General features: G+C 66.7%; 24 protein-coding genes, 3 tRNA genes and 1 pseudogene. 15 read left to right on the plus strand and 13 right to left on the minus strand.

Annotation, left to right across the window (positions count from 1 at the left end; all coding sequences use genetic code 11):
• Window positions 1–31 precede the first annotated feature (31 nt).
• Both ABIB45_RS14590 and ABIB45_RS14595 read right to left on the minus strand, forming a co-directional pair.
• A tRNA-Ser gene (locus ABIB45_RS14590) sits at window positions 32–119 on the minus strand.
• A 490-nt stretch (window positions 120–609) separates the two neighbouring features.
• Window positions 610–2,886, minus strand: coding sequence for a prolyl oligopeptidase family serine peptidase (locus tag ABIB45_RS14595; protein WP_354216573.1), 2,277 nt, complete (start codon window positions 2,884–2,886; stop codon window positions 610–612).
• Between the two features lie 75 nt (window positions 2,887–2,961).
• On the opposite strand from ABIB45_RS14595, the gene ABIB45_RS14600 reads away from it, so the two are divergent.
• Entirely contained in the window at window positions 2,962–4,935 is a 1,974-nt protein-coding gene (locus tag ABIB45_RS14600) for an FAD/NAD(P)-binding protein (RefSeq protein WP_354216574.1), read from the plus strand.
• 254 nt (window positions 4,936–5,189) lie between these two features.
• On the opposite strand, the gene ABIB45_RS14605 is transcribed toward ABIB45_RS14600, so the two are convergent.
• Entirely contained in the window at window positions 5,190–5,336 is a 147-nt protein-coding gene (locus tag ABIB45_RS14605; RefSeq protein ID WP_354216575.1) for a hypothetical protein, read from the minus strand.
• Window positions 5,333–5,542: a hypothetical protein gene (locus ABIB45_RS14610; protein ID WP_354216576.1), complete on the minus strand. Its 210-nt coding sequence runs from the start codon at window positions 5,540–5,542 to the stop codon at window positions 5,333–5,335. Before ABIB45_RS14610 ends, ABIB45_RS14605 begins: the two co-directional genes overlap by 4 nt.
• A gap of 227 nt (window positions 5,543–5,769) precedes the next feature.
• On the opposite strand from ABIB45_RS14610, the gene ABIB45_RS22640 reads away from it, so the two are divergent.
• Window positions 5,770–5,913: a hypothetical protein gene (locus ABIB45_RS22640; protein WP_502909226.1), complete on the plus strand. Its 144-nt coding sequence runs from the start codon at window positions 5,770–5,772 to the stop codon at window positions 5,911–5,913.
• A gap of 212 nt (window positions 5,914–6,125) precedes the next feature.
• On the opposite strand, the gene ABIB45_RS14620 is transcribed toward ABIB45_RS22640, so the two are convergent.
• Together ABIB45_RS14620 and ABIB45_RS14625 are read right to left on the minus strand one after the other, a co-directional pair.
• Window positions 6,126–6,893 (minus strand): VOC family protein, encoded by a 768-nt coding sequence (locus tag ABIB45_RS14620; protein WP_354216577.1) that lies wholly within the window; start codon window positions 6,891–6,893, stop codon window positions 6,126–6,128.
• A gap of 158 nt (window positions 6,894–7,051) precedes the next feature.
• A tRNA-Ser gene (locus ABIB45_RS14625) sits at window positions 7,052–7,139 on the minus strand.
• A gap of 108 nt (window positions 7,140–7,247) precedes the next feature.
• On the opposite strand from ABIB45_RS14625, the gene ABIB45_RS14630 reads away from it, so the two are divergent.
• The 9 genes and pseudogenes from ABIB45_RS14630 to ABIB45_RS14670 all read left to right on the plus strand — a co-directional run bounded on the left by ABIB45_RS14630 (window position 7,248) and on the right by ABIB45_RS14670 (window position 14,452).
• Window positions 7,248–8,231 carry an NAD(P)H-quinone oxidoreductase gene (locus tag ABIB45_RS14630; RefSeq protein WP_354216578.1) on the plus strand — a complete coding sequence of 328 codons (984 nt, stop codon included), beginning with the start codon at window positions 7,248–7,250 and terminating at the stop codon, window positions 8,229–8,231.
• 139 nt (window positions 8,232–8,370) lie between these two features.
• Complete coding sequence (locus ABIB45_RS14635; protein ID WP_354216579.1) at window positions 8,371–8,997, plus strand: PadR family transcriptional regulator; 627 nt, start codon at window positions 8,371–8,373, stop codon at window positions 8,995–8,997.
• A pseudogene (locus ABIB45_RS14640) lies at window positions 8,994–9,750 on the plus strand (ABC transporter ATP-binding protein). The gene ABIB45_RS14635 and the pseudogene ABIB45_RS14640 overlap by 4 nt, the downstream one beginning before the upstream one ends.
• The gene (locus tag ABIB45_RS14645) at window positions 9,701–10,033 is read left to right on the plus strand and encodes a hypothetical protein (protein ID WP_502914536.1); all 333 of its coding nucleotides are present in this window, start codon (window positions 9,701–9,703) and stop codon (window positions 10,031–10,033) included. Before ABIB45_RS14640 ends, ABIB45_RS14645 begins: the two are co-directional and overlap by 50 nt.
• A gap of 93 nt (window positions 10,034–10,126) precedes the next feature.
• Window positions 10,127–10,471: a hypothetical protein gene (locus ABIB45_RS14650; protein ID WP_354216580.1), complete on the plus strand. Its 345-nt coding sequence runs from the start codon at window positions 10,127–10,129 to the stop codon at window positions 10,469–10,471.
• A gap of 126 nt (window positions 10,472–10,597) precedes the next feature.
• The gene (locus ABIB45_RS14655; protein ID WP_354216581.1) at window positions 10,598–12,895 is read left to right on the plus strand and encodes a carbon starvation CstA family protein; all 2,298 of its coding nucleotides are present in this window, start codon (window positions 10,598–10,600) and stop codon (window positions 12,893–12,895) included.
• Window positions 12,895–13,098: a YbdD/YjiX family protein gene (locus ABIB45_RS14660; protein ID WP_354216582.1), complete on the plus strand. Its 204-nt coding sequence runs from the start codon at window positions 12,895–12,897 to the stop codon at window positions 13,096–13,098. Before ABIB45_RS14655 ends, ABIB45_RS14660 begins: the two co-directional genes overlap by 1 nt.
• Window positions 13,099–13,312: 214 nt before the next feature.
• Window positions 13,313–13,969: a bacterial proteasome activator family protein gene (locus ABIB45_RS14665; RefSeq protein ID WP_354216583.1), complete on the plus strand. Its 657-nt coding sequence runs from the start codon at window positions 13,313–13,315 to the stop codon at window positions 13,967–13,969.
• A 9-nt stretch (window positions 13,970–13,978) separates the two neighbouring features.
• A complete protein-coding gene (locus ABIB45_RS14670; RefSeq protein WP_354216584.1) occupies window positions 13,979–14,452 on the plus strand; it encodes a hypothetical protein in 474 nt (157 codons plus the stop codon).
• A 47-nt stretch (window positions 14,453–14,499) separates the two neighbouring features.
• On the opposite strand, the gene ABIB45_RS14675 is transcribed toward ABIB45_RS14670, so the two are convergent.
• Together ABIB45_RS14675 and ABIB45_RS14680 are read right to left on the minus strand one after the other, a co-directional pair.
• Window positions 14,500–14,685, minus strand: coding sequence for a hypothetical protein (locus ABIB45_RS14675; RefSeq protein ID WP_354216585.1), 186 nt, complete (start codon window positions 14,683–14,685; stop codon window positions 14,500–14,502).
• Window positions 14,686–14,724: 39 nt separating this feature from the next.
• Window positions 14,725–15,726 carry a hypothetical protein gene (locus ABIB45_RS14680; protein ID WP_354216586.1) on the minus strand — a complete coding sequence of 334 codons (1,002 nt, stop codon included), beginning with the start codon at window positions 15,724–15,726 and terminating at the stop codon, window positions 14,725–14,727.
• A gap of 237 nt (window positions 15,727–15,963) precedes the next feature.
• On the opposite strand from ABIB45_RS14680, the gene ABIB45_RS14685 reads away from it, so the two are divergent.
• The gene (locus ABIB45_RS14685; protein WP_354216587.1) at window positions 15,964–16,521 is read left to right on the plus strand and encodes an FAD-dependent oxidoreductase; all 558 of its coding nucleotides are present in this window, start codon (window positions 15,964–15,966) and stop codon (window positions 16,519–16,521) included.
• Between the two features lie 73 nt (window positions 16,522–16,594).
• On the opposite strand, the gene ABIB45_RS14690 is transcribed toward ABIB45_RS14685, so the two are convergent.
• The 4 genes from ABIB45_RS14690 to tmk form a co-directional block, all read right to left on the minus strand.
• Window positions 16,595–16,667 (minus strand) — tRNA-Thr (locus ABIB45_RS14690).
• A gap of 97 nt (window positions 16,668–16,764) precedes the next feature.
• Window positions 16,765–18,330 (minus strand): alpha/beta hydrolase, encoded by a 1,566-nt coding sequence (locus tag ABIB45_RS14695; protein WP_354216588.1) that lies wholly within the window; start codon window positions 18,328–18,330, stop codon window positions 16,765–16,767.
• 22 nt (window positions 18,331–18,352) lie between these two features.
• A complete protein-coding gene (locus ABIB45_RS14700) occupies window positions 18,353–19,495 on the minus strand; it encodes a DNA polymerase III subunit delta' (protein WP_354216589.1) in 1,143 nt (380 codons plus the stop codon).
• Window positions 19,492–20,148 (minus strand): dTMP kinase, encoded by a 657-nt coding sequence (gene tmk / locus ABIB45_RS14705; RefSeq protein ID WP_354216590.1) that lies wholly within the window; start codon window positions 20,146–20,148, stop codon window positions 19,492–19,494. The genes ABIB45_RS14700 and tmk overlap by 4 nt, the downstream gene beginning before the upstream one ends.
• A gap of 53 nt (window positions 20,149–20,201) precedes the next feature.
• Here tmk and ABIB45_RS14710 point away from each other — a divergent pair, with 53 nt between their 5' ends.
• Both ABIB45_RS14710 and ABIB45_RS14715 read left to right on the plus strand, forming a co-directional pair.
• Window positions 20,202–21,392, plus strand: a complete 1,191-nt coding sequence (locus tag ABIB45_RS14710) for a trans-sulfuration enzyme family protein (RefSeq protein WP_354216591.1) — start codon at window positions 20,202–20,204, stop codon at window positions 21,390–21,392.
• A gap of 9 nt (window positions 21,393–21,401) precedes the next feature.
• A complete protein-coding gene (locus ABIB45_RS14715) occupies window positions 21,402–21,749 on the plus strand; it encodes a DUF2516 family protein (protein ID WP_354216592.1) in 348 nt (115 codons plus the stop codon).
• Here ABIB45_RS14715 and ABIB45_RS14720 read toward each other — a convergent pair.
• Window positions 21,737–22,630, minus strand: coding sequence for a class I SAM-dependent methyltransferase (locus ABIB45_RS14720; protein ID WP_354216593.1), 894 nt, complete (start codon window positions 22,628–22,630; stop codon window positions 21,737–21,739). The two genes, ABIB45_RS14715 and ABIB45_RS14720, sit on opposite strands and share 13 nt — an antisense overlap.
• A 141-nt stretch (window positions 22,631–22,771) precedes the next feature.
• Between ABIB45_RS14720 and ABIB45_RS14725 the strand changes: the two genes are divergently transcribed.
• The gene (locus tag ABIB45_RS14725) at window positions 22,772–23,518 is read left to right on the plus strand and encodes a phosphoglyceromutase (RefSeq protein ID WP_354216594.1); all 747 of its coding nucleotides are present in this window, start codon (window positions 22,772–22,774) and stop codon (window positions 23,516–23,518) included.
• Window positions 23,519–23,582 lie beyond the last annotated feature (64 nt).

A 23,582-nucleotide genomic window follows, 5' to 3' on the forward strand; every position in this document is an offset into this window, starting at 1 on the left:
AAGGCCCCGGTCCAAGGACCGGGGCCGAACGCGGAGACGGGGGGATTTGAACCCCCGGTGGAGTTGTGCCCCACACTTCATTAGCAGTGAAGCCCATTCGGCCGCTCTGGCACGTCTCCAATTGCTATTCCTAGCCCACCAAGGATACGCAGAACCGGCCATGCAGTGCAAAACGGCCGTGAGTTCGGCCCCGGGCAGCCAACAACTGGCCGTCAACCTGCCCGATACTCGCCGATAGCCGCCCGCCCCAGCCCTGCCCACGGCCGCGATCTGCCTCAGCCGCCGGGCTGCACGGGGCGGACCATCCTGACTTCGCGGAGGTTTTCCCAGCCAGTGATGTGGTCCTCGGCACCGTCGGCCGCAAAGCCGAACCGGTATAGAAGCCGGTGGCCTTCCCGGTGTCTGCCGCAACCCACAGGCTCGCGGCTTTAGTGCCCAACGCAGCTTCGAGAAGCCGGCGCCCCAGACCCAGCCGGCCTGCCGGATCCACGGCGGCCAGGAAGGCGTCGGACAGCATGCCCCCGTACGTCGCCTGCCAGCAGCGGAGATGGACTTCTGCCAGCCGTTCCACGTCGGCACCGACCGCCCGCCGCACCGACAGCCCGGACATCAGCCGCCAGCGAGGGTCCGCCACAGGAAGTGCTGGCTGCGGGCCTGGAGTGCCGCGGCCTGCCGGTTGTCCGACGCTCCGGCATGGCCGCCCTCGAGCGCCTCGTGGAACCAGACGTTCGGGATGCCCATGGCCTGCATGCGGGCAGCCATCTTGCGGGCCTGGACCGGGCCCACCCTGTCGTCGGACGTCGCCGTCCAGATGAATGTTTCGGGGTAGTCCACGCCGTCTTTCAGCAAGTGGTAGGGGGAGAAGGTTTTGATGTACTCCCATTCCGCCGGCACATCAGGGTCACCGTATTCGGCGATCCAGGAGTGCCCGGCGGAGAGCTTGGTGTAGCGCCTCATGTCCAGCAGCGGGACACCGCAGGACACGGCTCCAAAAAGCTCCGGATACGTGGTGAGCATGTTGCCCACCAGGAGCCCGCCGTTCGACCCGCCCACGCAGCCCAGCCGTTCACGGGACGTGACGCCGCGGGAAATGAGGTGCCGGGCCACTGCCGCAAAGTCCTCAAAGGCCCGGTGCCGGTTCTCCTTCAAAGCGGCCCGGTGCCAGCCCGGCCCGTATTCGCCGCCGCCGCGGATGTTCGCCACCACGAAGACGCCGCCGCGGGAGTGCGGCGCCGCGCCGGTCGCCGTCGTCCGCCGTTCCAGCCAGGCCCTGCCGACGGTTCCGCTGTAGGCGGGTGTGCGGGAGACTTCGAAGCCGCCGTAGCCGGAAAGCTGTGTGGGGTTCTGGCCGTCCGCGACCAGGTTGCGGGAGGCCACCTGGAAATAGGGGACCCGGGTGCCGTCCTCGGACACGGCGAAGTGCTGCTGCACTTCGTAGCTGGCGTCGTCAAAGAACGACGGCGACGCCTTCACTTCCGCGTGCCGGCTCACCACAGAACTGCTCACCCCAGCACTGCTTCCGGAACGATCGCGGCTCGCTGCAGCCTCGCGCTCCAGGGTTCCCCGCATCAGCGTGCTGGGGGTGGTGAAACCGGTGGCGACGAGCCAGAAATCGTCGCCCGCACCGCCGTCGGTGGGGCCTTCATCTTCATCGTCCACCGCGTAGGCGTTAACGTCGTGCAGCGGCGGGCAGGCGTCCAGCAGCGACGAAGCCCACGCGCCGGCACCCGAGGCAAAACCAGCAGCAGGCGCAGCAGGATCCAACACCCGGATTTCGGAGGAGACATCGCGCAGCAGGTTCAGCAGCAGGAAGTTCCGCGTCCAGCTCCACGACTGCAGTGAGGTGTGGACGTCCGGAGTGAAGAGAGTCAACAGCTTCCGTGAGCCTGATAGATACTCTGCAAAGTTGGCGGCCAGCAGCGATCCGGCGGGATACGTGGTGCCCTCAAGAACCCAGTCCTGCTGCGGCCGGAACAGCAGCCATTCGCGGTGGGCACTGAGGTTGACGTCGGTGGGCGCCTCGATCTCTGTCCAGGCATCGTCCCAACGGAGGTAGGTGCTGCGGTTGTAGAAGTCGATGTAATCCACGGCGAACGTGCGCTCGAAGCCGGGAGTGGAGTCGTGGGCCACCACGGCCATCATGTGGTCTTCGGGGACCTCGAACAAAAGCGGTGCACCACCGAGGGATTCGCCGCGCCGCAGGGTGACGGCGGTCCGGGCGTAGGAGGAAGCCGTCGCGGGCAGCCCTTCGGCGGTGGAGGCGACCAGCAGCGTGTCCGCGTCAAGCCACGAAACGTTCCCCTTCGCCGTCGGGAGGTCAAACCCGCCGCTGGCCGGGTCCACGAAGATGCGGGTGTCGACGTCGAACTCGCGGTAGCGGTTGGCGTCACCGCCGTCGGGGGAGAATGCCAGCAGGGCAATCCGGTAGCGTTCGCCGGCGGCCGGGCGCAGGAACGTGGCGCCGTGGAACACCCACTCGACTCCTTCGTCGGCGGCCAGCGCGTCCACGTCCAGCAGCACATCCCAGTCGGGTGAGTCGGTGAGGTAGCTCACCCACGTGGTGCGGCGCCACAGCCCCCTTGGGTTCGTCTGGTCCTTCCAGAAGTTGTAGTACCAATCGCCGCGCTTCCCCACCATGGCGATCCTGTCCGTGGAATCCAGCACCGCCAGGATGCTCCCCTCCAGGGCCGCGTACTCGGCGTCCTCCAGGAGGTCCTCGGTGCGGGCGTTCTGCTCCCTGACCCAGGCCAGGGTCTCCTCGCCGTAGATTTCTTCCAGCCACACGTTCTCATCAGTGGGCTCGGGGGCAACCGCGGGCGTGGCGGCCCCAGAGCCGGAGGTGGCGGACGATGAACCGGGCGATTGATCAGCTGCAGTGGTGGTCATGCGCCCCATCCAAACAACATCTGCGCTCAGCAAGCAAGTCAAGCGCCGGGGGTCGGTGCCGATACTCTGGATGCCGTGGGTAAATCGACGAGCATCCGGGTAGCCATCATTGGCGCGGGCCCCCGGGGGACCAGTGTGCTGGAGCGCCTGCTCGCCCATGCCGCAGCCGCCACCGGCCCCGTATCCCTCCACATCGACGTCGTCGACCCCTACCCGGCAGGTCCGGGGCATGTGTGGCAGCCCCGGCAGTCCCGGCTCTTCCTCATGAACACCCAGTCCTTTTATCCCACCGTCATTCCCGAGGACCCCCGACTGGCTCTGCCTCTGGCCGGCACCACCTTCAACCGCTGGCGGGCCCAGCAACACCTAGACCCGGTGCCCTCCCTGACGCCGGACGAGCTGGACGAGCTGGCCGCCTTGGAGTCCCGTGACTTTCCCAGCCGCGCCCTGTATGGCCGTTATCTGCGCTGCACCGTGGAGGACCTTCTGGGTCAGCTGCCCGACGGCGTCACTGTAGTTTTCCACGAAACGGCGGCTCTGTCGGTGCGCTCGGCAGGAAACGGCGGAACCGGCGCCAGGCCAACCGGCGCCGGCGGGTTCGCCGTCGGACTCGCCAACGACACTTCGCTCACGGTCGATTCCGTGGTGCTGGCGCTCGGGCACATTCCCTCCCGACTCAACCCCGAGCAGCGCGAACTCCAGTCTTCAGCCGGGCAGCTGGGCCTGCGGTACTTCCCGCCTGCCGTGCCCGCGGATGTGGACTGGTCCGCCATCCCGGCCGGCGAACCGGTCCTGGTCCGGGGCATGGGGCTGAACTTCTTCGATGCCATGGGCCAGCTGACCGAGGGCCGGGGCGGGAAGTTCGTCGATGCCGGAACAATGCTTGAGTACCAGCCCTCCGGCCAGGAGCCACTGATCGTCGCCGCCTCCCGCCGCGGCACCCCCTACCGGGCCAAGGCCGCGCTGGACGGCTACTACCCGTCGTCGGTCACGTTGCGGTACCTCACGGAGGCAGCGCTGGCACGGTTCGCAGCCGCCGGGATCCGCCCCGGCTTCGACCACGACCTGTGGCCGCTCCTGCACCGCGACACCCTCTGGGCCTACTATTCAACCCTCGTGCGCTCGCAGCCCGGGTCCATCCAGGATGTGCCGGTGTTCCTGGCGGCGCTGGACGAGGCCCTGCGGCCGCACGCCCACAGCCCAACCAAGTGGGAAGACGCCGTGGAGAGCGTCCTGGCCGTGCATGTCGGGCCGCGGCACCGGCTGGACCTGCTGGGCCTCGCCTCCCCCCTCGCCGGGCGGTCCTTTGGGGCGCGCGCGGAACTGGACGCCGCCGTCGTAGATTACCTCCTTGATGACGCCCGCCGCTCCGCGCTCGGCGAGCAGGACCCGGTCAAGATGGCCATCGGCGCGCTGCATCACGGACGTGCGGTGCTGAAGACGGCAGTGGCCGACGACGGTATCACCGATGAGTCCTGGGTGGCCGGACTGCGTGGCTGGTTCGAGTCATTTGTGGAGGGCCTGGCCAGCGGGCCGCCTGCACTGCGCGCTGAGCAGTTGGCAGCACTGGTGCGGGCCGGACTGGTCAGCTTCGTGGGGCCCGACCCCCGGTTCAGCGTGGACCGGCGGGCAGGCTGTTTTACCGCCGTCTCACCGTGGGTGGGCGGACCGCCGGTAACCGCCACCACCATGGTGGAGGCCCTGGCGCCGGCCAACCGCGTGTCCGCCAACGATTCGCCGCTGCTGCAGCAACTCCTGGCGGAGGGCATGGTTCGTCCCCGGCTGATGATGACGGCCGAAGGCGCCCCGGTCCAGGCGACCGGGCTCGACGTCACCCCGCACCCGTACCGCCCGCTGGCGGCCAACGGCTCGGAGACTGACGGGCTGTACATCCTTGGCCTGCAACTCTCCGCCGCCCAGTGGGGCACCGCCATTGCCGCGGAAGCGCTTCAGCCGGGCGGCCCTGTTTATTCGAGCGGGCAGCGGACCCTCCGCGACGCCGACGAGATCGCGCAGGCCATTCTGGGCGATGGCATCAAACATCCGTAGTTAGTCGTCGCAGCGCCGTTCCGGCGGCTGGCGGGCCGCCTAACACGGGGACGCGGTGCACCGAAATATCTCAGCCCCTCCCCCCGAGTTTTTGTCCAGATAATGCCCCCAAACGCCCGGAAAACCGCATTATCTGGACAAAAACTCGGGGGAACAGGAAGTAGCCCCTCCCTGGCCGGAATCCGGTCGGGGACGGGCGCCTTTCGTTGCGCCTGCTGCTGTTGGAGCCTGCGGCTGCTAGCGCCGGCGCGCGGCTATCCGCGCATGCACTGCTGGTACTTGATCCAGGCGATGCCGTAACGGAGCCAGCCCAGGACGTCGTACCGCTTATTCGGCTGGAGCGGGGCCGTGCAGACCGGTATTACGGGTCCGCTGGCGCCCACCTGAACCGCGGCTTTCACCCCGGTGCCGGACTCGGCAGCCGTGAGTCGGCCACGAGGTTGCCCAGCGTGGATTCGCTGGCACGGTCATCGCGCTTGGCCGGTCCGCCGGCCGGGTCCGCGGTGAAGGCGGTGGTGATATCAGCGGTGAGCGCACCCACCGGCTGGTTGCCGATCTCGGCTGCGGCCGCGAGGGCCTTCTCCACAATGGCGTCAACTGCTGCCACCCGCGGGCACCTCATCGGAGAAGGCCAGCAGCGAGGTGGCCTGGGCGGTGCGGGCGAGGTTGGACGCGCCTGGCCCTTGTCCGTGTCCGACGGGTCAGCCGGGGGCGGCGAGCCCTCGGACTTGAAGTGGTTGGCGATGGCGATGAACGTCTTGTCATCCCCTGCCCCCACCGGCTTGAAGGCCTGGGCGAGCGCTTGCGGGCACTGGCGAAGGCCAGGGTGTCGTTGTGGATGACGGACTCGCCGACCGGTTCGGCAGCGGCCTTCTTGAAGATGAACGCGGTGAGGATCATGTCCTCATCGGCCAGCGGGGGAGCGTTGGCGGGACAAAGTCGCCGAACTGCACGGAACCGGCGGTGGCGGGGGAGTAGACAAACAGGGCGTCCGACGCCGTGTGGCTGGCTGGGGTGATGTCCCCGCCGGTGCCGGGGGTCTGGATGTATTAGCCGGCGAAACCGCCGGTGGGGGAAGCTGCGGTGACTCTGCCGCGCGCGTGCATTCGGTGGAACGTGCATGCGGCAAAACACTACCGGCCGGTAGCTTCTTTGGAGCTGCCGGCCGGTATTTCGTCGAGCGAAGTTACTTAGGCAATGATCTTGAACACCGCGCCGGTGGGGTCGGCCAGGGAAGCGAGGCGTCCGAACGGCGAGTCTGCGGGGCCGTCAAGGACAGTGGCGCCGAGGGCCACGGCTTTCCCAATCGAAGCGTCGGCGTCCTCCACGTTGAAGTAGACCTGCCAGTGGGACGGAACCTCGGCGGGGAGGTAGCCGGAGGCGTCCATGATGCCGGCTTTGGCTGCATTTCCGGCGCCCAGGGTGGTGTACCGGAAGTCCGGAGTGTCGCTCATGACATCGGTGTCCCACTGGAAAACGTTCTGGTAGAACTTCACGGCGGCGTCGTAATCCTTGGTGTGGAGTTCATGCCACGCGGCAGCGCCGGGCTCGGCAACGAGTTCATAGCCGCGCATTTCACGGGGCTGCCACACGCCGATGGCCGCGCCCGAGACGTCGCCAAAGACTGCCATGCGTCCCTGCTCCGGAACGTCCATGGGTTCCATATACACCTGCCCGCCGCTGGCTTTGACCGACTCCGCCGTGGCCGTCGCGTCATCCGAGCGAAGGTAGGTGGACCACATATCGGGCATGCCGGCCTGTTCCGCGTCCTTCTGCATGAGGCCGGCCACGGTCTTGCCGTTCTTCCGGGCCGTGGTGTAGCCCCCGTACTTTTCTTCGTCGCCGGTCTGAAACTCCCAGCCGAAAAGTTCGCCGTAAAACTCGCGGGCCTTGGCGATATCGGATGTCATGAGGTCGATCCAGCAAGGTGCGCCGGGGGTGGTCTCGGGTGCAGGCATAGTGGACTCATTTCTGTTGAAGGTGGCAACAGCAATGACCCTATGCCGGGGCCCCGACAGTTGCAATGGGTCGGCCGCGGGCCGGTCCCGGCGGCGCTGCATCCCGGAAACGAAGGAACCCCGGTCCGCCATTAGGTGGCAAACCGGGGTTCCATTCGCGGAAGGTAAGAGATTCGAACTCTTGGTACGGGGTTACCGCACACTAGTTTTCAAGACTAGCTCCTTCGGCCGCTCGGACAACCTTCCCTACCGAGTAGTGTTTCATAGGCAGTTGGCTGCAACAAAACAGAGTCTGCCGTGCGTCCGGTGCACACTGGTTCCGGGCCACGAATCAGCTAGAAACGGGAGTGCGCCATGAGAGCCGTCTATATTGCAGAATCCGGCGGTCCGGAAGTGCTGGAAGTCCGCGAGGTGGACGCACCGGTGCCCGGACCCGGGGAGGTGCTGATCGACGTCGTCGCTGCCGGCCTGAACCGCGCGGATGTGCAGCAGCGCAGGGGATATTACCCGCCGCCGCCAGGTGCCTCCGAGATTCCCGGGCTGGAAGTCTCGGGCAGGATCGCCGGGTTCGGTCCCGGCGTCACCAAGGCGTTCTCCGTGGGTGACAAGGTGGTGGCACTGCTGGCCGGAGGAGGCTACGCGGAAAAGGTTGCCGTGCGGGCGGAGCAGGTCCTGAGAATTCCCGATGGCGTTGACCTGGTCACGGCCGCGTCCCTGCCGGAAGTGGCCGCCACGGTGTACTCGAACCTGATCATGACGGCACAGCTGCAGGCCGGCGAGACTGTTCTGATCCACGGCGCCACCGGCGGGATCGGCACCATGGCCATCCAGCTCGCCAAGGCGCTCGGCGCCAAGGTAGCCGCCACGGCCGGGACGGACGAGAAGGTGGGCACGGCCAAGGCGTTCCTCGGCGCCGACATAGCCATCAACTACAAAGAGGAAAACTTCGCGGACAGTCTGCGCCGGCAGAACGGCGGCAAGGGGGCCGACGTCATCCTTGACGTGGTGGGCGCAAAATACCTGGGCCAGAACGTGGATGCCCTCGCTGACTACGGCCGGCTTGTGGTGATTGGCCTGCTGGGCGGGGTCAAGGGCGAGCTGGACCTCGGCCTGCTCCTGCGGAAGCGTGCTGCCGTGGTGGCCACCTCCCTGCGGCCGCGCCCGGTCGAGGAAAAGGGCGCCATCATGAATGCAGTGCGGGAGTCCGTCTGGCCGCTCATCACCGATGGCCGGATCCAGCCACTGGTGGCCAAAACGTTCCCGCTGGACCAGGTCAGCGAGGCGCACCGGTACTTCGACAGCGGCGAGCACGTGGGCAAGATCCTGCTGGTCATGTAGCGGGCCGGGGTGGCGCACCCCCGCATGAATACTGAGTATTGCTTCCCAGGCCACGCTGGACTACGCTCGCTCCATACGCGGTATGCACGAGTCTTGGGGGTCAGTGCCTGCCGATGCTGACGCCCCCGCCAGGAGTGACATGTCCATCCGCCACAGCCTCCTCGCCCTGCTGCAGGACCAGCCGCGTTACGGCTACCAACTCAGGGTCGAGTTCGAGAACCGCACCGGAGCCACCTGGCCGCTGAACATCGGGCAGGTGTACACCACCCTGGACCGACTGGAACGCGACGGCCTGGTCAGCAACGATGGCAGCGACGGCGAAGGCCACGTGGTCTACAGCATCACCGCCGCGGGCAAGGCGGACGTGCAGGGCTGGTTTGCCGCTCCCGTGGAACGCGCCAACCCGCCGCGCAACGAACTTGCCATCAAGCTCGCGCTCGCGGTGACCCTCCCAGGCGTCGATGTTCAGGCCATCATCCAAGCCCAGCGGGTGGCCTCCATCCGTGCGCTGCAGGACTACACCAAGTCGCGGCGCGACACGGCAGCCACCCAGCGGGCTTCGGACACGGCGTGGCTGCTGGTCCTGGATTCGCTGATCTTCCAGACGGAAGCGGAGGTCCGCTGGCTGGACCTGTGTGAGGCGCGTATTGTGCAGCAGGCACAGGCCGCAGGCCAGGGCGCCAACGGCCAAGGAAATGCACGCAAATCGTCCAACGGGGTCACCACGGAAGAGGCTGCCCCGCTCACGGCGGAAACCCGCCGATGAGCGTCCGCGGGCCGCAGCAGGTCCTGGAACTCGCCAAGGTCAGCCGGACATTCGGTGAAGGCGCGACGGCGGTGGCCGCCCTGCGCGAGGTTGACTCACCATCAGTGCGGGTGAGTTCGTCGCCGTGATGGGACCGTCCGGTTCCGGGAAATCCTCCCTCCTGGCGCTGGCCGGGGGACTGGACCGGCCGACGTCGGGCGGTGTCTATCTCGAGTCGACACCCCTGGGCGGGCTGGGACTGAACGAACTCGCCCGGCTGCGCCGCCGCGCCGTCGGGTATGTTTTCCAGGACTTCAACCTGGTGCCAACCTTGACCGCTGCAGAGAACGCGGCTCTGCCGCTGGAGCTGGATGGGACGGCTGCCAGGAAAGCGCAACGCCAGGCGCTGGACGCGCTGCGGCAGGTGGGCATTCCGGAACTCGCGAACCGCTTTATGGACCAGATGTCCGGCGGGCAGCAGCAGCGGGTGGCCATTGCTCGGGCCATTGTGGGCGACCGCGGCTGATCCTTGCCGATGAACCCACTGGAGCACTGGATTCCACCACCGGCCACGGCGTGATGGAAGTACTCCGCAGCCGGGCGGATGCCGGGGCTGCCGTCATGCTGGTGACCCACGAGGCCCGGCATGCTGCCTGGGCTGACCGTGTGGCACAAAGGGCGTTCGCTGCTGATCGTCCTGCTCATCCTGCTGCCGGTAGCTGCCATGACCGGCGCGCTCACACTGTTCGAGAGTACGCTGGAGACCCCCGCTGAAAGGGTGGAGTACCAGCTCGGCAGCACGCAGGCGCGGTATCGTACTATGGCCGTGCCGAACGGCACCATGGTCCAGGACCCGGTTGACGAGACCCGGATCAACTCGAGCAACTGGGACAGCGACCCCGACTTTACCCGGCAGAATCCCTTGGACCTGGTACCCGCGGGCTACACCGTGCTCACCGAAGCAGACCTTGACCTCACGGCCGCGTCGAGGGCGGCGGAGTTGCCCCTCATTGGCCGGGCCGTGGACGCTTTGGCTCCTGAGTTCGCCGGAAAATAAACCCTGCAGCAGGGCAGAGCGCCCGCGGGCGACGCCGAGATCGTGGTCTCGCCCGGGCTCCTCGAACGGTTCGGGCTGGGATTGGGGGAGCAATTGGCTACTTCGGCGGGAACGTTCGTCGTGGTGGGCACACTCCGCGACGCCGGCTATTCCGATAGCAATTCCATCGCCTACCTGAAGCCCGGGCAGGGCGCGGTGGTCAGCCGGGAACAGTCACTCTCGGCACCTTCGTCCCTCTCCCCAGCTCCGGCCGCCACCGCGGCGGCCATCAAGTCCACCCTCTACTACCGGGTACTGCTGGCCCCGGGTACTGCTTGGCCTGGTACTGCGGGGCCTGAGTATCGGCTGGGCGCGGCAGCCGCTGAATCTGTTACCTGGTTGGGTCTTTTCCATTGGCAGCGGCAGGCATACCGTGGGAGGCGTGAGGTCCGTCACTGAGCGCCTCCAGCCTGCCGTTCGCCGCACGGGCACGCGGCGCCGGCATGGGGCCGTCCTGGCGGCGGCGCCGCGTTGGTAGGGTGCCTTGGAGCAACCCGTCGAAGCAGGAATTCTCAAGGAGGAGACATGGTCAACAGGCCTGAGGAACCGGTAGGTTCAGCGAAACGGGGCGGCCCACTGACCGCCAGTCCGGAACTTCCGCCCACTGCCGTGGATGACGCTGTCCGCGAGGCTGAAGAGAACAAATGGACCCCGGCCAAGATTGCCCTCTGGGCCGCCATCGCCCTCCTCGGTGGTGTGGCCTGGTTCATGGTGGCCATCATCCGTGGCGAAACAGTCAACGCCATCTGGTTCGTGTTTGCGTCAGTCTGCACGTACTTGATCGGCTACCGCTTCTATTCGAAGGTGATCGAGCGATACATCACCAAGCCCGACGACCGCCGCGCCACGCCTGCTGAATACAAAGCTGATGGTAAAGACTACGTCCGGACCGACCGTAACGTCCTGTTCGGCCACCACTTTGCGGCCATCGCGGGCGCAGGTCCCTTGGTGGGCCCCATCCTTGCCGCCCAGATGGGCTACCTTCCTGGAACTATTTGGATCATCATCGGCGTTGTGCTCGCCGGTGCAGTCCAGGACTACGTGGTGATGTTCTTCTCGATGCGTCGCGGCGGCCGTTCCCTGGGCCAGATGGCCCGCGAGGAACTCGGCGTCGTCGGCGGTACGGCTGCGCTGGTAGCCACCCTCCTGATTATGGTCATCATCGTCGCGATCCTGGCGCTCGTCGTTGTCAACGCCCTGGCGGAAAGCCCGTGGGGTGTCTTCTCCGTCGGCATGACCATTCCGATCGCGCTCTTCATGGGCGTCTACCTTCGGCTACTCCGGCCTGGCAAGGTCATGGAAGTGTCCCTCATAGGCTTTGTCCTGCTGATGGCAGCCATCATCGGCGGTGGCCTCGTGGCCGAGACCGAATGGGGCGCCGCGTTCTTCACCCTGGACAAGGTGACCATCGCCTGGGGACTCATCGTTTACGGCTTCATCGCCGCCATCCTCCCGGTCTGGCTGCTCCTGGCACCCCGCGACTACCTTTCAACGTTCATGAAGATCGGTGTGATTGTGATGCTCGCGCTGGCCATCATTGTGGTCCGCCCGGAAATCAGCGTCCCGGCCTTCAGCGAATACGCCAGCAGGGACAACGGACCGGTCTTTCCTGGGGCACTCTTCCCGTTCCTGTTCGTCACCATTGCGTGCGGGGCGCTATCCGGCTTCCACGCCCTGATCTCCTCCGGTACAACGCCGAAGCTGATTGAGAAGGAACACCAGACCCGCTACATCGCCTACGGCGGGATGCTCACGGAGTCCTTCGTGGCCATCATGGCCCTCGTTGCTGCCATCTCGATTGACCGCGGCCTCTACTTCGCCATGAACGCTCCTGCCGCACTGACCGGCGGAACGGTGGAAACGGCCGTCACATGGGTTAATGGCCTGGGTCTGAGCGGCGTGAATATCGGCCCCGATCTTCTGGCCGAAACGGCCAGGAATGTCGGGGAAGAAAGCATTATCTCCCGCACCGGTGGCGCACCGACCCTCGCGGTGGGGCTGGCCCACATCATGCAGCAGTTCATCGGTGGCACGGCAATGATGGCGTTCTGGTACCACTTCGCCATCATGTTCGAGGCGCTGTTCATCCTGACCGCCGTCGACGCCGGAACGCGCGTCGCGCGCTTTATGCTCCAGGATTCCATCGGAAACTTCGCCCCGAAATTCAAGGAACACTCCTGGCGCCCCGGCGCCTGGCTGTGCACGGCCATTATGGTGGCCGCCTGGGGCGCGGTACTGCTGATGGGCGTCACCGACCCGCTGGGCGGAATCAACACGCTCTTCCCGCTCTTCGGCATCGCCAACCAGTTGCTGGCGGCCATCGCGCTGTCTGTCTGCCTGGCTATTGTCGCCCGGCGCGGAACATTCAAGTACCTGTGGATCGTTGCCGTGCCACTCGCATTTTCTGCGGTAGTGACAATCACCGCTAGCTACCAGAAGATCTTCTCGTCCACGCCAGCCGTCGGCTACTTCGCCAACAATGCAGCCTTCAGCAAGGCCCTTGCGGACGGCAAGACCGAATTCGGCACTGCGAAGAGTGTTGCAGCCATGGAAGCCGTGGTGCGCAACACCGCCATCCAGGGCTGGCTGTCCGTCATCTTTGTGGTGCTGAGCATCATCGTGATCGCCACCGCTGTCATGGCTACCGTCCAGGCCTTCCGCAACCACCAGGCGGGAACCCCGAACGCCAATCATGAGGACGAAGCCCGGCCTTCCAAGGTTTTTGCACCGGCAGGACTGATCCCCACACCGGCGGAACGGGAACTGATGGCTGAATGGAACAAATTGCCGGCAGACGTCCGGTTCGAAAGGGAACGGCACTGATGAGTACGGGTCTGGACGTCCTGGCAACGGGATTCCGCGGGTTCGCCCGCTACCTTGGCGGTGTGATGGGTGCGGATGCGTACACGAAATATGTCGAGTACCACCGCGCAGCAGGACACCAGGAACCGCCCTTGAGCGAACGGGAGTTCTGGCGCGACAGGACGGACCGCCAGGACACCAATCCGCAGGGCAGGTGCTGCTGACGTTGGCCGCCGGCCAGCCTGCACGGGCTGGCCGGCTTCATCGGTTGGACTGCATCATGCGCGGTAGCGGCGTCATCGACTATCGCTGCCCTGCTGCCCTGCTGCCCTGCTGCCCTGCTGGCCTGCTGGCCTGCTGGCCTGCTGGCCTGCTGGCCTGCGCCGTCGACCGTCATCGACTGGACCGGGCGTGGCCGGCCCGTGAGAGTATGAACGCATGAGCGATCCGAACGGCACTCAGCCTGATGATGTCCCCGTGGAGGGCAAGACCCTCGACGACGCCGAACCGGTTGCGCCCGCCGCAGCCAGCCACGTCGGAACCGGGCCGGCCGCTACCGGCCCGGCAGCAGCCAAAGCCAAGGGCAGCAGCCTGCAGGACCTCGTGGACGAGCCCGCGAAGGTCATGCGGATCGGCACCATGATCCGGCAACTCCTTGAAGAGGTTAAGTCAGCTCCGCTGGACCACGCTGCGCGCGAACGCCTGGCCGAGATCCACGAGCGCTCCATCAAGGAGCTTGAAGACGGGCTTGCCCCCGAACTCGTCGCGGAACTGGAACGGATCAGCCTTCCGTTCCCGGACGATGCCACGCCGTCGGACGCGGAACTTCGGATCGCACACGCGCAGCTCGTTGGGTGGTTGGAAGGCCTGTTCCACGGCATCCAAACGGCCATCGCCGCCCAGCACGCCGCCCGGGAGCATGCCGTCGCACAGATGCAGCTGAAGCAGCTTCCCCCGGGCACCATGATTGCCCCGGGGGTCGTTATCGGGGAGAACGGCGAACCGCAGCGGGCCACCGCGGGCCCTCAACGTCCCGGCGCATCCACGCCCGGCCGTCCGGAAGACCCGGACCACGGCCCGGGACAGTACCTCTAGGCTTCTTCCGTGGGATTCTTTACGGCCGCCCGCCAAGGGCGCAAAGACGATGCCGAGCTCGGCAAAGGCCTGTGGCGCCGCGCCCACGACCGGTTCCACCGCGGTCTTGACCGCTATCACCAAGTACTTGAGGGCGTCGAAGACGAGCAGCTGTATACCGAACTCGTGGAGATCGCCAATGAACTGGCAGAGCTCCTGGAACGCGTCCGCACGGTCTGCGTGAAGGCCCAGCGGCGTTCGCCCAGCGACGGGCTGGACATTCCGGGAGCGTTGGCCGGAGTCCACCGGTCGCTGTCCAAAGCCGGCAACTCACTGGCCACCACGGCCGAGGCCGCCGCCATGCTGCGGCTCGCCGTCGGGCCTGTCCCGGTGGGGGCAGCGTCAGTGCGCCGCCGTGCGGAATCGGTGGTTGAGCAAGTGGCCGATGCCGAACGCCGCCTCGCCGAGGACGCCGCCGGCAGGCCGGAAAGTCTGTCCGGCTGACGTCAACTGCTCCGGGGTCCAGCGGTCAAGTGGTGCAGGATCCAGGCTCAGGCGGCGATGCGCGCCTGTTCCACCGCTACTTCGTCGATGACGGCCCAGGATTCCTCGCTGACGCAGCTCCGGCTAGCGAAACGCTCGGCCTCCGTCCGGGAGTCGAAGCTTTCGTTGCGGATCCGGCCACAATCGGCGTCGAAGTAGGTGACGTGTAATTCGTGAGCGAGTTGGTTTTCCATAAATCCAGTGTGCAACCGGGGTCTGACAATCACCGGTCATCAGCCGCGCGTGTTGCCCAGCCGGAGTACCCGCTCGTGCGCGAGCATCGCTGAACGCTGTACCTTCCCGGCCGCCCTGGCAGCCTGCTTGGCTTCGGCTGCGGCCGTGGCGAGTTGTTTCCGGGCGCTGTCCAGCTCTTCCTCGGCGGCTTTGAGCCGGGCCCGAAGGTCGCGGGTTTCGCTGGTCAGTTCCGAGACGTCGGACGCAGCCTCCGCCAGCTGATTTTGGCGCTCGGCGGCAAGCTGCGTGGCTTCCTCCTCCGCCGACTTGGCTTCGGCCCAAGCGGCCCTGGCTTTCTCCAAGGCGGAAGGGGACGCCGGCCGCGGAGTCTCCCGGACGGCCTTGAGGCGCGGCTGGTCCGCAGGCAGGCGGGCGGCCGGTGCCGCCGTCGTGCGCTGGTGTTGTTCCGCCTCCGCCGCGGAGGCCGAATGCGGCGACACTGTGGTGGGCAGTGCCGGGGTGCGCGGCACCGGCACTGCGCCGGGGACTGCCACGGCGCCGTCGAGATCCACGGTGTCCACACCGTCGGCGGACAGCACCTGGACCAGCATTCCGCTTTGGACGGCGGCCGCGGCTCCTTCATCGGCGGTCAGCGCACGTAACGTCTGCTCGACGTCGGCGGCGATGGTGGCGCTGATGGCACGCCCCTGGCGTTCCGCGACAGAACGCGCGGTTTCGACGGCGGCTGCCAGGAGGGTGCGGCGCTCCCGCGCCAGTTCGCGGAGGGAGGCGGCATTGAGGGATGCCTGGGCTGCGCGCATCCGCTGGCCGAGGTCGGCGAGCCGGGCGAGCACGGTGGGCTCATGCACTGCCATCATGTTGACGGTCCAAGCCGCCGCTGAAGGCTTCGGCAGGGCTTTGACGGCAGCCGTGAGTTCCTTTGCGGCACCGGAACCTGCGGCGGGGGCGGACTTGGCCGCGGCCGTCCGGGCGGCCATGAATTCGTCGAATGGCAGGGCATACAGTTCCAGGGCGATGGCTGTGAGCGCCTTGTCATCCATGCTGGCCATCATAGGCGGGGGCCGTGCGACGCAGGGCAGGCGCACGGCCTACACTGGCCGCATGGGAAGAGTGTGGGGACTCGTTGTGCGGCCTGCGGGGCTGCTGTTGGCTGTCTGTGTGCCGGTGGCCAGTTGCTCGGCCGCCTGTCCTGCGATCGGCTGGGTCGACTCCGTCACGGTTGAGCTGGCGGGAGACGTAGTGCGTGTGGGCGCCGTGCAGCTGTGTACTGATGGCGGGTGTTCGGAGCTGCGCCCGGAGCCTGGGACAGCAGAACCACGAATTGTCGTGACGATGCCGCCGTCGTCGGCTCCATCATGGCGGCGCCGGCGTGCACCACCGAAATGGTGATCGCGGCGCAGGCTGCCGGCGGCCAAGGCGGCGGTCCGGGTCTGCCCTGTCGCCGCGCTCCGATTGGCGGCATGACCATGCGCAGAATAGTGGTGGTTGGCAACGGCCTCGCCGGACTCACGGCCTGCGACTCGCTGCGCTCGACCGGCTTCGACGGTGAGCTCACTGTTGTGGGCGCCGAGCGCCACCATCCCTACGGCCGCCCTGCCCTGTTCAAGGCGCTGCTGCAAGGCGACTATGCCCTCCAGGCCCACGAGCTCCCCGAGCCGACCCACGAAGCAACGGAGGTGCTCGGCGTGAGCGCCACCGGCCTGGATGTCGAGGCCCGGCTGGTTAGCCTGGACGGGGGCGGTGAGCTGCCGTATGACGGCCTCGTCATCGCCTCCGGTTCGCGCCAGCCGGTACCGCGCTCATCATGCCCAATTCAAAGTGTTCCCTGGCCTTAAACGGAGTTCCCAGCTTAACCAGCGAAAAACCTCGTAAAGCCCCAAATCTAGGGGCCGTACGAGGTTTATCCCGAGCTTCCTATCAGAATCGAACTGATGACCTTTTCATTACGAGTGAAACGCTCTACCGACTGAGCTAAGGAAGCACCGCATGGAATCTCCCGGCGTAACCGGGCGGTTCATGCAAGAGTCAACTGTAATAGAGTCCCGCCGTCCGGGTCAAAATGGGACCCGGCAGACGTCTCAGCAGACCGTGTTGTCGGCAGGAACCTTGCCGTCCACGAGGTAGCTGTCCACAGCATCCTCGAGGCAGCTGTTCGCCCGGCCGTACGCCGTGTGGCCTTCGCCCTGCCAGGTCATCAGCGAGGCGTTCCCCAGTTGCTTGCGCAGGGAGGCAGCCCACTCCACCGGCGTGGCAGGGTCTCCGGTGGTGCCGATTACAACGATCGGGGAGTCGCCGGTGTATTTCACCGGGGCCGGCGTCCGCACACTGTCATAGGGCCAGTCCACACAGTTGGTGCCGCCGTAGGCGAAGAAGTAGCCCAGGGTGGGGGAGGCCTGCCGCAGCCGCTGCTCTTCGGCGCGCATGGCCGCGGTGTCCGAGACCATGGGGTAGTCAAGGCAGTTGATGGCGCTGAAGGCGAAGGTGGAGTTGGAGGTGTACTTCCCGTTGGGGCCGCGGTCTGCGCCGAGGTCAGACAGGCGGAGCATCAGGCTGGCGTCACCCCGCAGGGCTGCTTCGAGGGCCTGGGTGAGCGCAGGCCAGCTCTGGTCGTTGTAGAGCGGGGTGATGAGGCCACTGACCAGCATGGTGGCGTTCACTATGCGGCCGTCTTTGGCCTGCCAAGGCCGGTTTTGGACCGCGTTGATGAGGTCGCGGATCTGTTGTATGCCGTTGTCCACGGTGCCCTTGAGGGGGCAGCCGTCGCCCTGCTGGCACTTGGACACGTAGGCCCTGATGGCCTTCTCGAAGGCAACGGCCTGGCCGCCGGTCAGCTCTTCGTTGCTGATGGAAGGATCAAGGGCGCCGTCCAGGACCATACGGCCCACGTTGTCGGGGAACAGCGAGGCGTAGGTGGAGCCAAGGAACGTGCCGTAGGAGTAGCCCAGATAATTGAGTTTGGCGTCGTTCACCACCGCTCGCAGGATGTCCAGGTCCTTGGCTGCGCTGATGGTGTCGACATGGCCCAGGACCGGTCCCGTCTGCGACGCGCACTGCGCGGCGATGGCTTTGTTGTCAGCCAGCACCTCGGCGAGGCCCGCGTCGGTTTCCAGGTCATAGATCTTGGCCCGCGCCGCGTCCCGGTCGGCATCGGACATGCAGGTCACGGGGGAGGAGCGCTTGACCCCGCGTGGATCAAAGCCCACCAGGTCATAGTTCGCCCGGACGGACTGGGAGAAATGAGTTCCGGCGGCATCCTTGACGAAGTCGTAGCCTGAGCCGCCGGGACCGCCGGGATTGACCAGCAGGCTCCCGGACTTATTGGCTGTGCTGGGAGCCCGCAGCGCAGCGAGCTGGATGGTGTCCCCGTCAGGGTTCGCATAATCCACCGGCACTGTCACATTGGTGCACTGGAAGCCGTTCTCGCAGGGCTCCCACACCACTTCCTGAGAATAGAACGAGTCGAGCCCGGCCGGGGCGGAAGCCACAATGGAAGGATCCGCCTTGGCCGTAGCAGGTGCCTCGTCCGGTTTGCCGCCGCCGAGGAGGCTGCACGATGCTAGTGTCGTGGCAAGGACCAGGGCGCCGGCAGCCCGCAGCCCAATCACCAGGGATCGGGAGTAAACGGGCAGGGGGCGAGCAGTCATTCGAGAAGTCTCCTTGGAGGGGCTAGATCAGGCTGGCTGCCATGGACTCAATGGTCAATAGCGGAGCAACGTTGGTGGTGGTGATGCGTTGGCGTGCTTTATTGATGGCGTCCATGCGGGCAAGCGTTGTTTCGGGTGCTGACCGGCCGGCAAATTCCTCCAGTTCACCCCTGAGTTCAACGTTCACCAGCTCCACACTGTTCCCCAGCTGGATAATCAGCACGTCCCGGTAGAACGAAAGCAGGTCCGTGAGGGTCCGGTCCAGGGAATCGGTGATAGACCGCTTCGCCCGGCGTTTCTGGTCCTCTTCCAGCTGCCTGATCTGGCTCCGCATGGCCGGCGGGAGCGTCCCGGACTCGGGGGCTCCCAGGGTGGCCAGCAGCGCGGCCTTCTCGGCGGCGTCGCGCTCTTCATTGGAACTGTTGGCTTCCGCGGTGGCAATCTTGACGAGCTTGTCCGCCATCATTACGGCCGCGGTGACGCCGCGAAGACCGAGCGGGAACCGCACGGTTTCCAGCCGGCGTTGCCGCGCCTCCGGATCCCGCGCAAGTCTCCGGGCGATCCCCACATGGCTTTGTGCCGCACGTGCCGCGCGCTCCGCAAGGGCCGGGTCGACGCCGTCGCGCTTCACCAGCAAAGCCGCGACGTCGGCGGCCGGGGGAAGCCGCAGGGCTACGGCCCGGCAGCGCGACCGGATGGTCACCAACACGTCAGCGGGCGACGGCGCACACAGCATCCAGATGGTTCGCGGCGTCGGTTCCTCGATAGCCTTCAGCAACACGTTGGTGGTGCGTTCCGCCATTCGGTCGGCGTCCTCCACCACGACGATCCGCCACCGCCCGGAGGATGGCCGGTTGCCTGCGGTGGACACCAGGTCACGGGCTTCGTCGATGGTGATGGTGACTTTCTCGGTCCTGACGAACGTCACGTCCGAATGCGTCTCGCCGAGGATGGTCAGGCACGGGGCGCATTCGCCGCAGCCGCGCCTGGCCACGTCGTCCTGGTCGCAGTTGAGGGCAGCCGCGAACGCTTTCGCGGCGTTGGAGCGCCCGGACCCGGGCGGCCCGGTAAACAGCCAGGCATGCGAGAGTCCCTCACCCAGCGTCGCCTGCCGTAGCTGTTCGACGACGGCGGGCTGGCCCTGGAGGTCGTCCCATACGGTCATGCGGCACCCCGGGTAGCCGCCAGCAGGACATCGAGGCGGGTCAGGATCCGCGCCGCGAGGTCGTGGACCGGCAATTGGGCGGGCAGGACGAGATAAGTGTCCGGGCGGCTGGCAGCAAGATCCAGGAAGGCTTCGCGGATGGTGGTGTGGAACTCGTCCGCTTCGGATTCCAGCCGGTCCTCGGCGGCATCACCGGCCGTGCGACGGCGTCGGCCGTCGGCCGGATCCACGTCCAACAGCACGGTGAGATCGGGCTGCAGCCCCGAGGTGGCCCATTCATTGAGCGAACGGACGACGTCGGCGCCCAGATTCCGCCCGGCCCCCTGGTACGCCACGGAGGAGTCGATGTAACGGTCGGCCAGGACAACCTCGCCCCGCTCCAGCGCGGGACGGATCACCTGGCTGGCGTGGGCTGCGCGCGAGGCCGCAAAGATCAGGGCCTCCGTGTGGGCGTCAATGTGGCCATGGCCGTGGTCCAGGACCAGAGAACGCAGCTTTTCGCCGATGGGCGTCCCGCCGGGTTCGCGGGTCCGCAGGACCGTCAGGCCGCGGGATTCCAAGGCTTCGGCGAGCAGGGCCGCCTGCGTGGACTTGCCGGCGCCGTCGCCGCCCTCAAAGGCGATGAAAAGTCCAGGGCTGTTGGTGGTGGTCACTGCTCCAGCCTACCGACTTCAAGCGCCCGAGCGCGTCGAAGTACGCTTACCCCATGAGTCTCCCGGAACCCCACGCAGCGTCCCTGTCCGCCGAAACCGTGGTGATTGCCGCCGGCCGGCCGCCGCGCGAACACGACGAGCCGGTCAACCCGCCCATCGTAATGTCCTCAACCTATTTCGGCACCGGGGCACTGAGCGACGGCGACCGTGGCTACGGCCGGTACGCCAACCCCACGTGGGATCCCTTCGAGGAGGTACTGGGCCAGCTGGAAGGTGCCGAGCTTCCCGGCCTGCTCTACGCGTCGGGACTCGCGGGGGTTAGTTCCGCCCTGTCCCTCCTGCCCGCTGGGGGAGTCCTGGTGATGCCCTCGCACAGCTACGCCGGCTCACTGGTGATGGCCACTGAGCTGGCGCAGAAAGGGTTCCTGGAGCTCAGGACCGTGGACATCGCGGACACAGACGCCGTCAAAGCACAGTTGGCCCCGCAGGGTCCGAACGCCAAAGCGGCCAGGATGCTGTGGCTGGAAAGCCCCACCAACCCCATGCTGGGGATTGCCGATATCCGCGAACTGACAGCCGCGGCCCATGCGGTCGGCGCCATCGTGGTCACGGACAACACGTTCTCCACCCCCTTGGTCCAGCAGCCGCTGGCCTTGGGCTCGGACGTTGTGCTGCACTCAGTGACGAAATACCTGGCCGGCCATTCCGACGTCGTCCTCGGCGCACTGGTGACATCCAACCCGGACATTCGGGCGGCGCTACTGCATAACCGCACCATCCACGGCGGCATCGCCGGCCCGTTCGAAGCCTGGCTGGCGTTGCGCGGACTCCGGACGCTCGCCTTGCGGGTGGAGCGGTCCCAGGCCTCCGCAGCAGTACTGGCGGAACGCCTCAGCGTGCACCCTCTCATAGAGGCAATCCGGTTCCCCGGACTGCCTACAGACCCGGGCCACGAACGGGCCAAGGCCCAAATGAGCGGCTTCGGGTCGATCCTTTGCATCCAGATCGCGCCGGTTGGCGGCCTGGACGGAGCGGACGCCGCGGACAAACTGGTGCGCGCACTCCGGCTTTGGCTGCCTGCCACCTCACTGGGCGGCGTCGAGTCGCTGATCGAACGGCGCCGCCGGCACGCCGCCGAACCGCTGAGTGTCCCGGACAACCTGGTGCGCCTGAGCGTGGGCATCGAGAATGTTGAGGACCTTTGCGCCGATTTGAAGCAGGCGCTGGACTCGCTGGGCGGCTAGGCTTGGACGGTGGACGGTGAACTGATTATTCGGCCTGTTGAACAGGCAGTGTTTTTTATCCTTGCCCTGGTGGCATTGGGACTTGAGGCGTGGGCGCTGCTGGACTGTGTCCGACACAAGTCGGCCGCGTTTGAAGCCACCGGGAAACGGACCAAGACGTTCTGGCTGGCCCTGACCGGCGGCGCCACACTGATCGGCTCCATCTCCCTCTTCAGCAGCGGCGGCGTCTTCGGCACGCTCGGACTGTTCGGGCTCGCCGCCGTCGTGGCGGCTTCTGTCTACCTCGCCGATGTCCGCCCCGCCGTCAAGGACGCCGGGCGCGGCGGCAGCCGCAACACCGGGCCCTACGGCTGGTGACCGCGCGGCGCCCCAGTATCCGGCGCCCCGGAGTTCTGGGCCCGCGTGCTCGGCGCCCCAGTGTTAGGTGCCACAGCCTCCCAATCCACTGTCAGTTCGCCTAGACGCCACCGCGACGGACCGTCCTGAACCGGCCACCCGCCGTCGCGCATTGCCTTGCACATGGCCTGCCAGCGCGGCCTGATACCGAACGCGGCCAGCGGCGCTGACTCCAGCCAGGCCCGGTCCATGGCCTGCATCAGCCGGTGGACCGGTTCGCCGGGAACGTTGCGATGGATAAGCGCCTTCGGCAGCCGCTCGGCAATGTCCGACGGCAGGTCGAAGCTGCCGAACCGCACGGACATGCTTAGGGACAGGGGCCGCTCCGCATCCAAGGCAATCCACGTCACCCGCCGGCCGATTTCGTCGCACGTCCCGTCAATAAACAGGCCGCGGGGGGAGAGCCGGTCCTGGACCAGCCGCCAGATCCCCGCCACGTCAGCCTCTTCATACTGGCGCAGGACGTTGAAGGCGCGGACCAACACCGGGCGCCCGGGCACGGGCAATTCGAAGCCGCCTACCTGGAAAGTCAGGCCCGGCCGCTCCAGCGGCTTGGCCGCCCGGACACGTTCCGGTTCGATTTCAATCCCGCACACCCGTACGTCCGGCCGGGCGGCGCGGAGGCGGTCAAAGAGTTCGACGGCGGTGGCCGGCGTCGCGCCGTAGCCCAGGTCCACAACCAACGGGTCCGCGGCGGTGCGCAGTCGCCAGGCCTGGGGGCCGGTCAGCCAGCGGTCCACGCGGCGCATTCGGTTGGGGTTGGTGGTGCCGCGGGTGACATTTCCCACGGGTTTGCCGCTCCGACTATGGGGAGCGCTCACCCGTTCAGCTTTTTGCACCACGGACCCACTGTATCTTCCAACGCGGGGCCCATCCGGTGCCGGCAACGTCAAGTCGCCGCCCCATCATGGGCCGTAAGTGACCCCGGGTTGCGGAACGTAACGCCGGGCAGCACCCTCGGCGGATCAATTAGGATGAAAATCATGACTTACAAGCTGATTCTGCTGCGCCACGGCCACAGCGAATGGAACGCCAAGAACCTGTTCACCGGCTGGGTGGACGTTGACCTGAACGACCAGGGCCGCGAGGAAGCGGCCCGCGGCGGTGAGCTCCTGGTGGAGAACAGCCTCCTCCCGGACGTGCTGTACACCTCACTGCTCAAGCGCGCCATCAACACAGCGAACATCACCCTGGACAAAGCGGACCGCGGCTGGATCCGGGTCAAGCGCGACTGGCGCCTGAACGAACGCCACTACGGCGCACTGCAGGGCAAGGACAAGGCCCAGACCCTGGCGGAGTTCGGCGAAGAGCAGTTCATGGAATGGCGCCGCAGCTACGACACCCCGCCGCCGGCGCTGTCGGACGACAGCGAGTTCTCCCAGGCCCACGATCCCCGCTACGCGGACCTCGGTGACGCCCTGCCGCGGACCGAGTGCCTCAAAGACGTCCTGGTCCGTCTCCTGCCGTACTGGGAATCGGACATCAAGGCGGACCTGAAGGCCGGCAAGACCGTCCTGGTCACCGCCCATGGCAACTCCCTGCGCGCCCTGGTAAAGCACCTGGACGGCATCAGCGACGACGCCATCGCCAGCCTGAACATCCCCACGGGCATCCCGTTGGTCTACGACCTGGACGAGGACTTCCAGCCGACCAAGCCGGGCGGCACGTACCTTGACCCGGACGCGGCCGCCGAAGCCATCCTGGCCGTGGCTAACCAGGGCAAGAAATAACGCAGCAGTAGAGCAAACGACGGCGGGCCGGTCACGTCGGGGTGACCGGCCCGCCGTCGTACGT

It is taken from the genome of Arthrobacter sp. UYCo732, from assembly GCF_040547265.1.
In the GTDB taxonomy this organism is placed as follows: Bacteria; Actinomycetota; Actinomycetes; order Actinomycetales; family Micrococcaceae; genus Arthrobacter.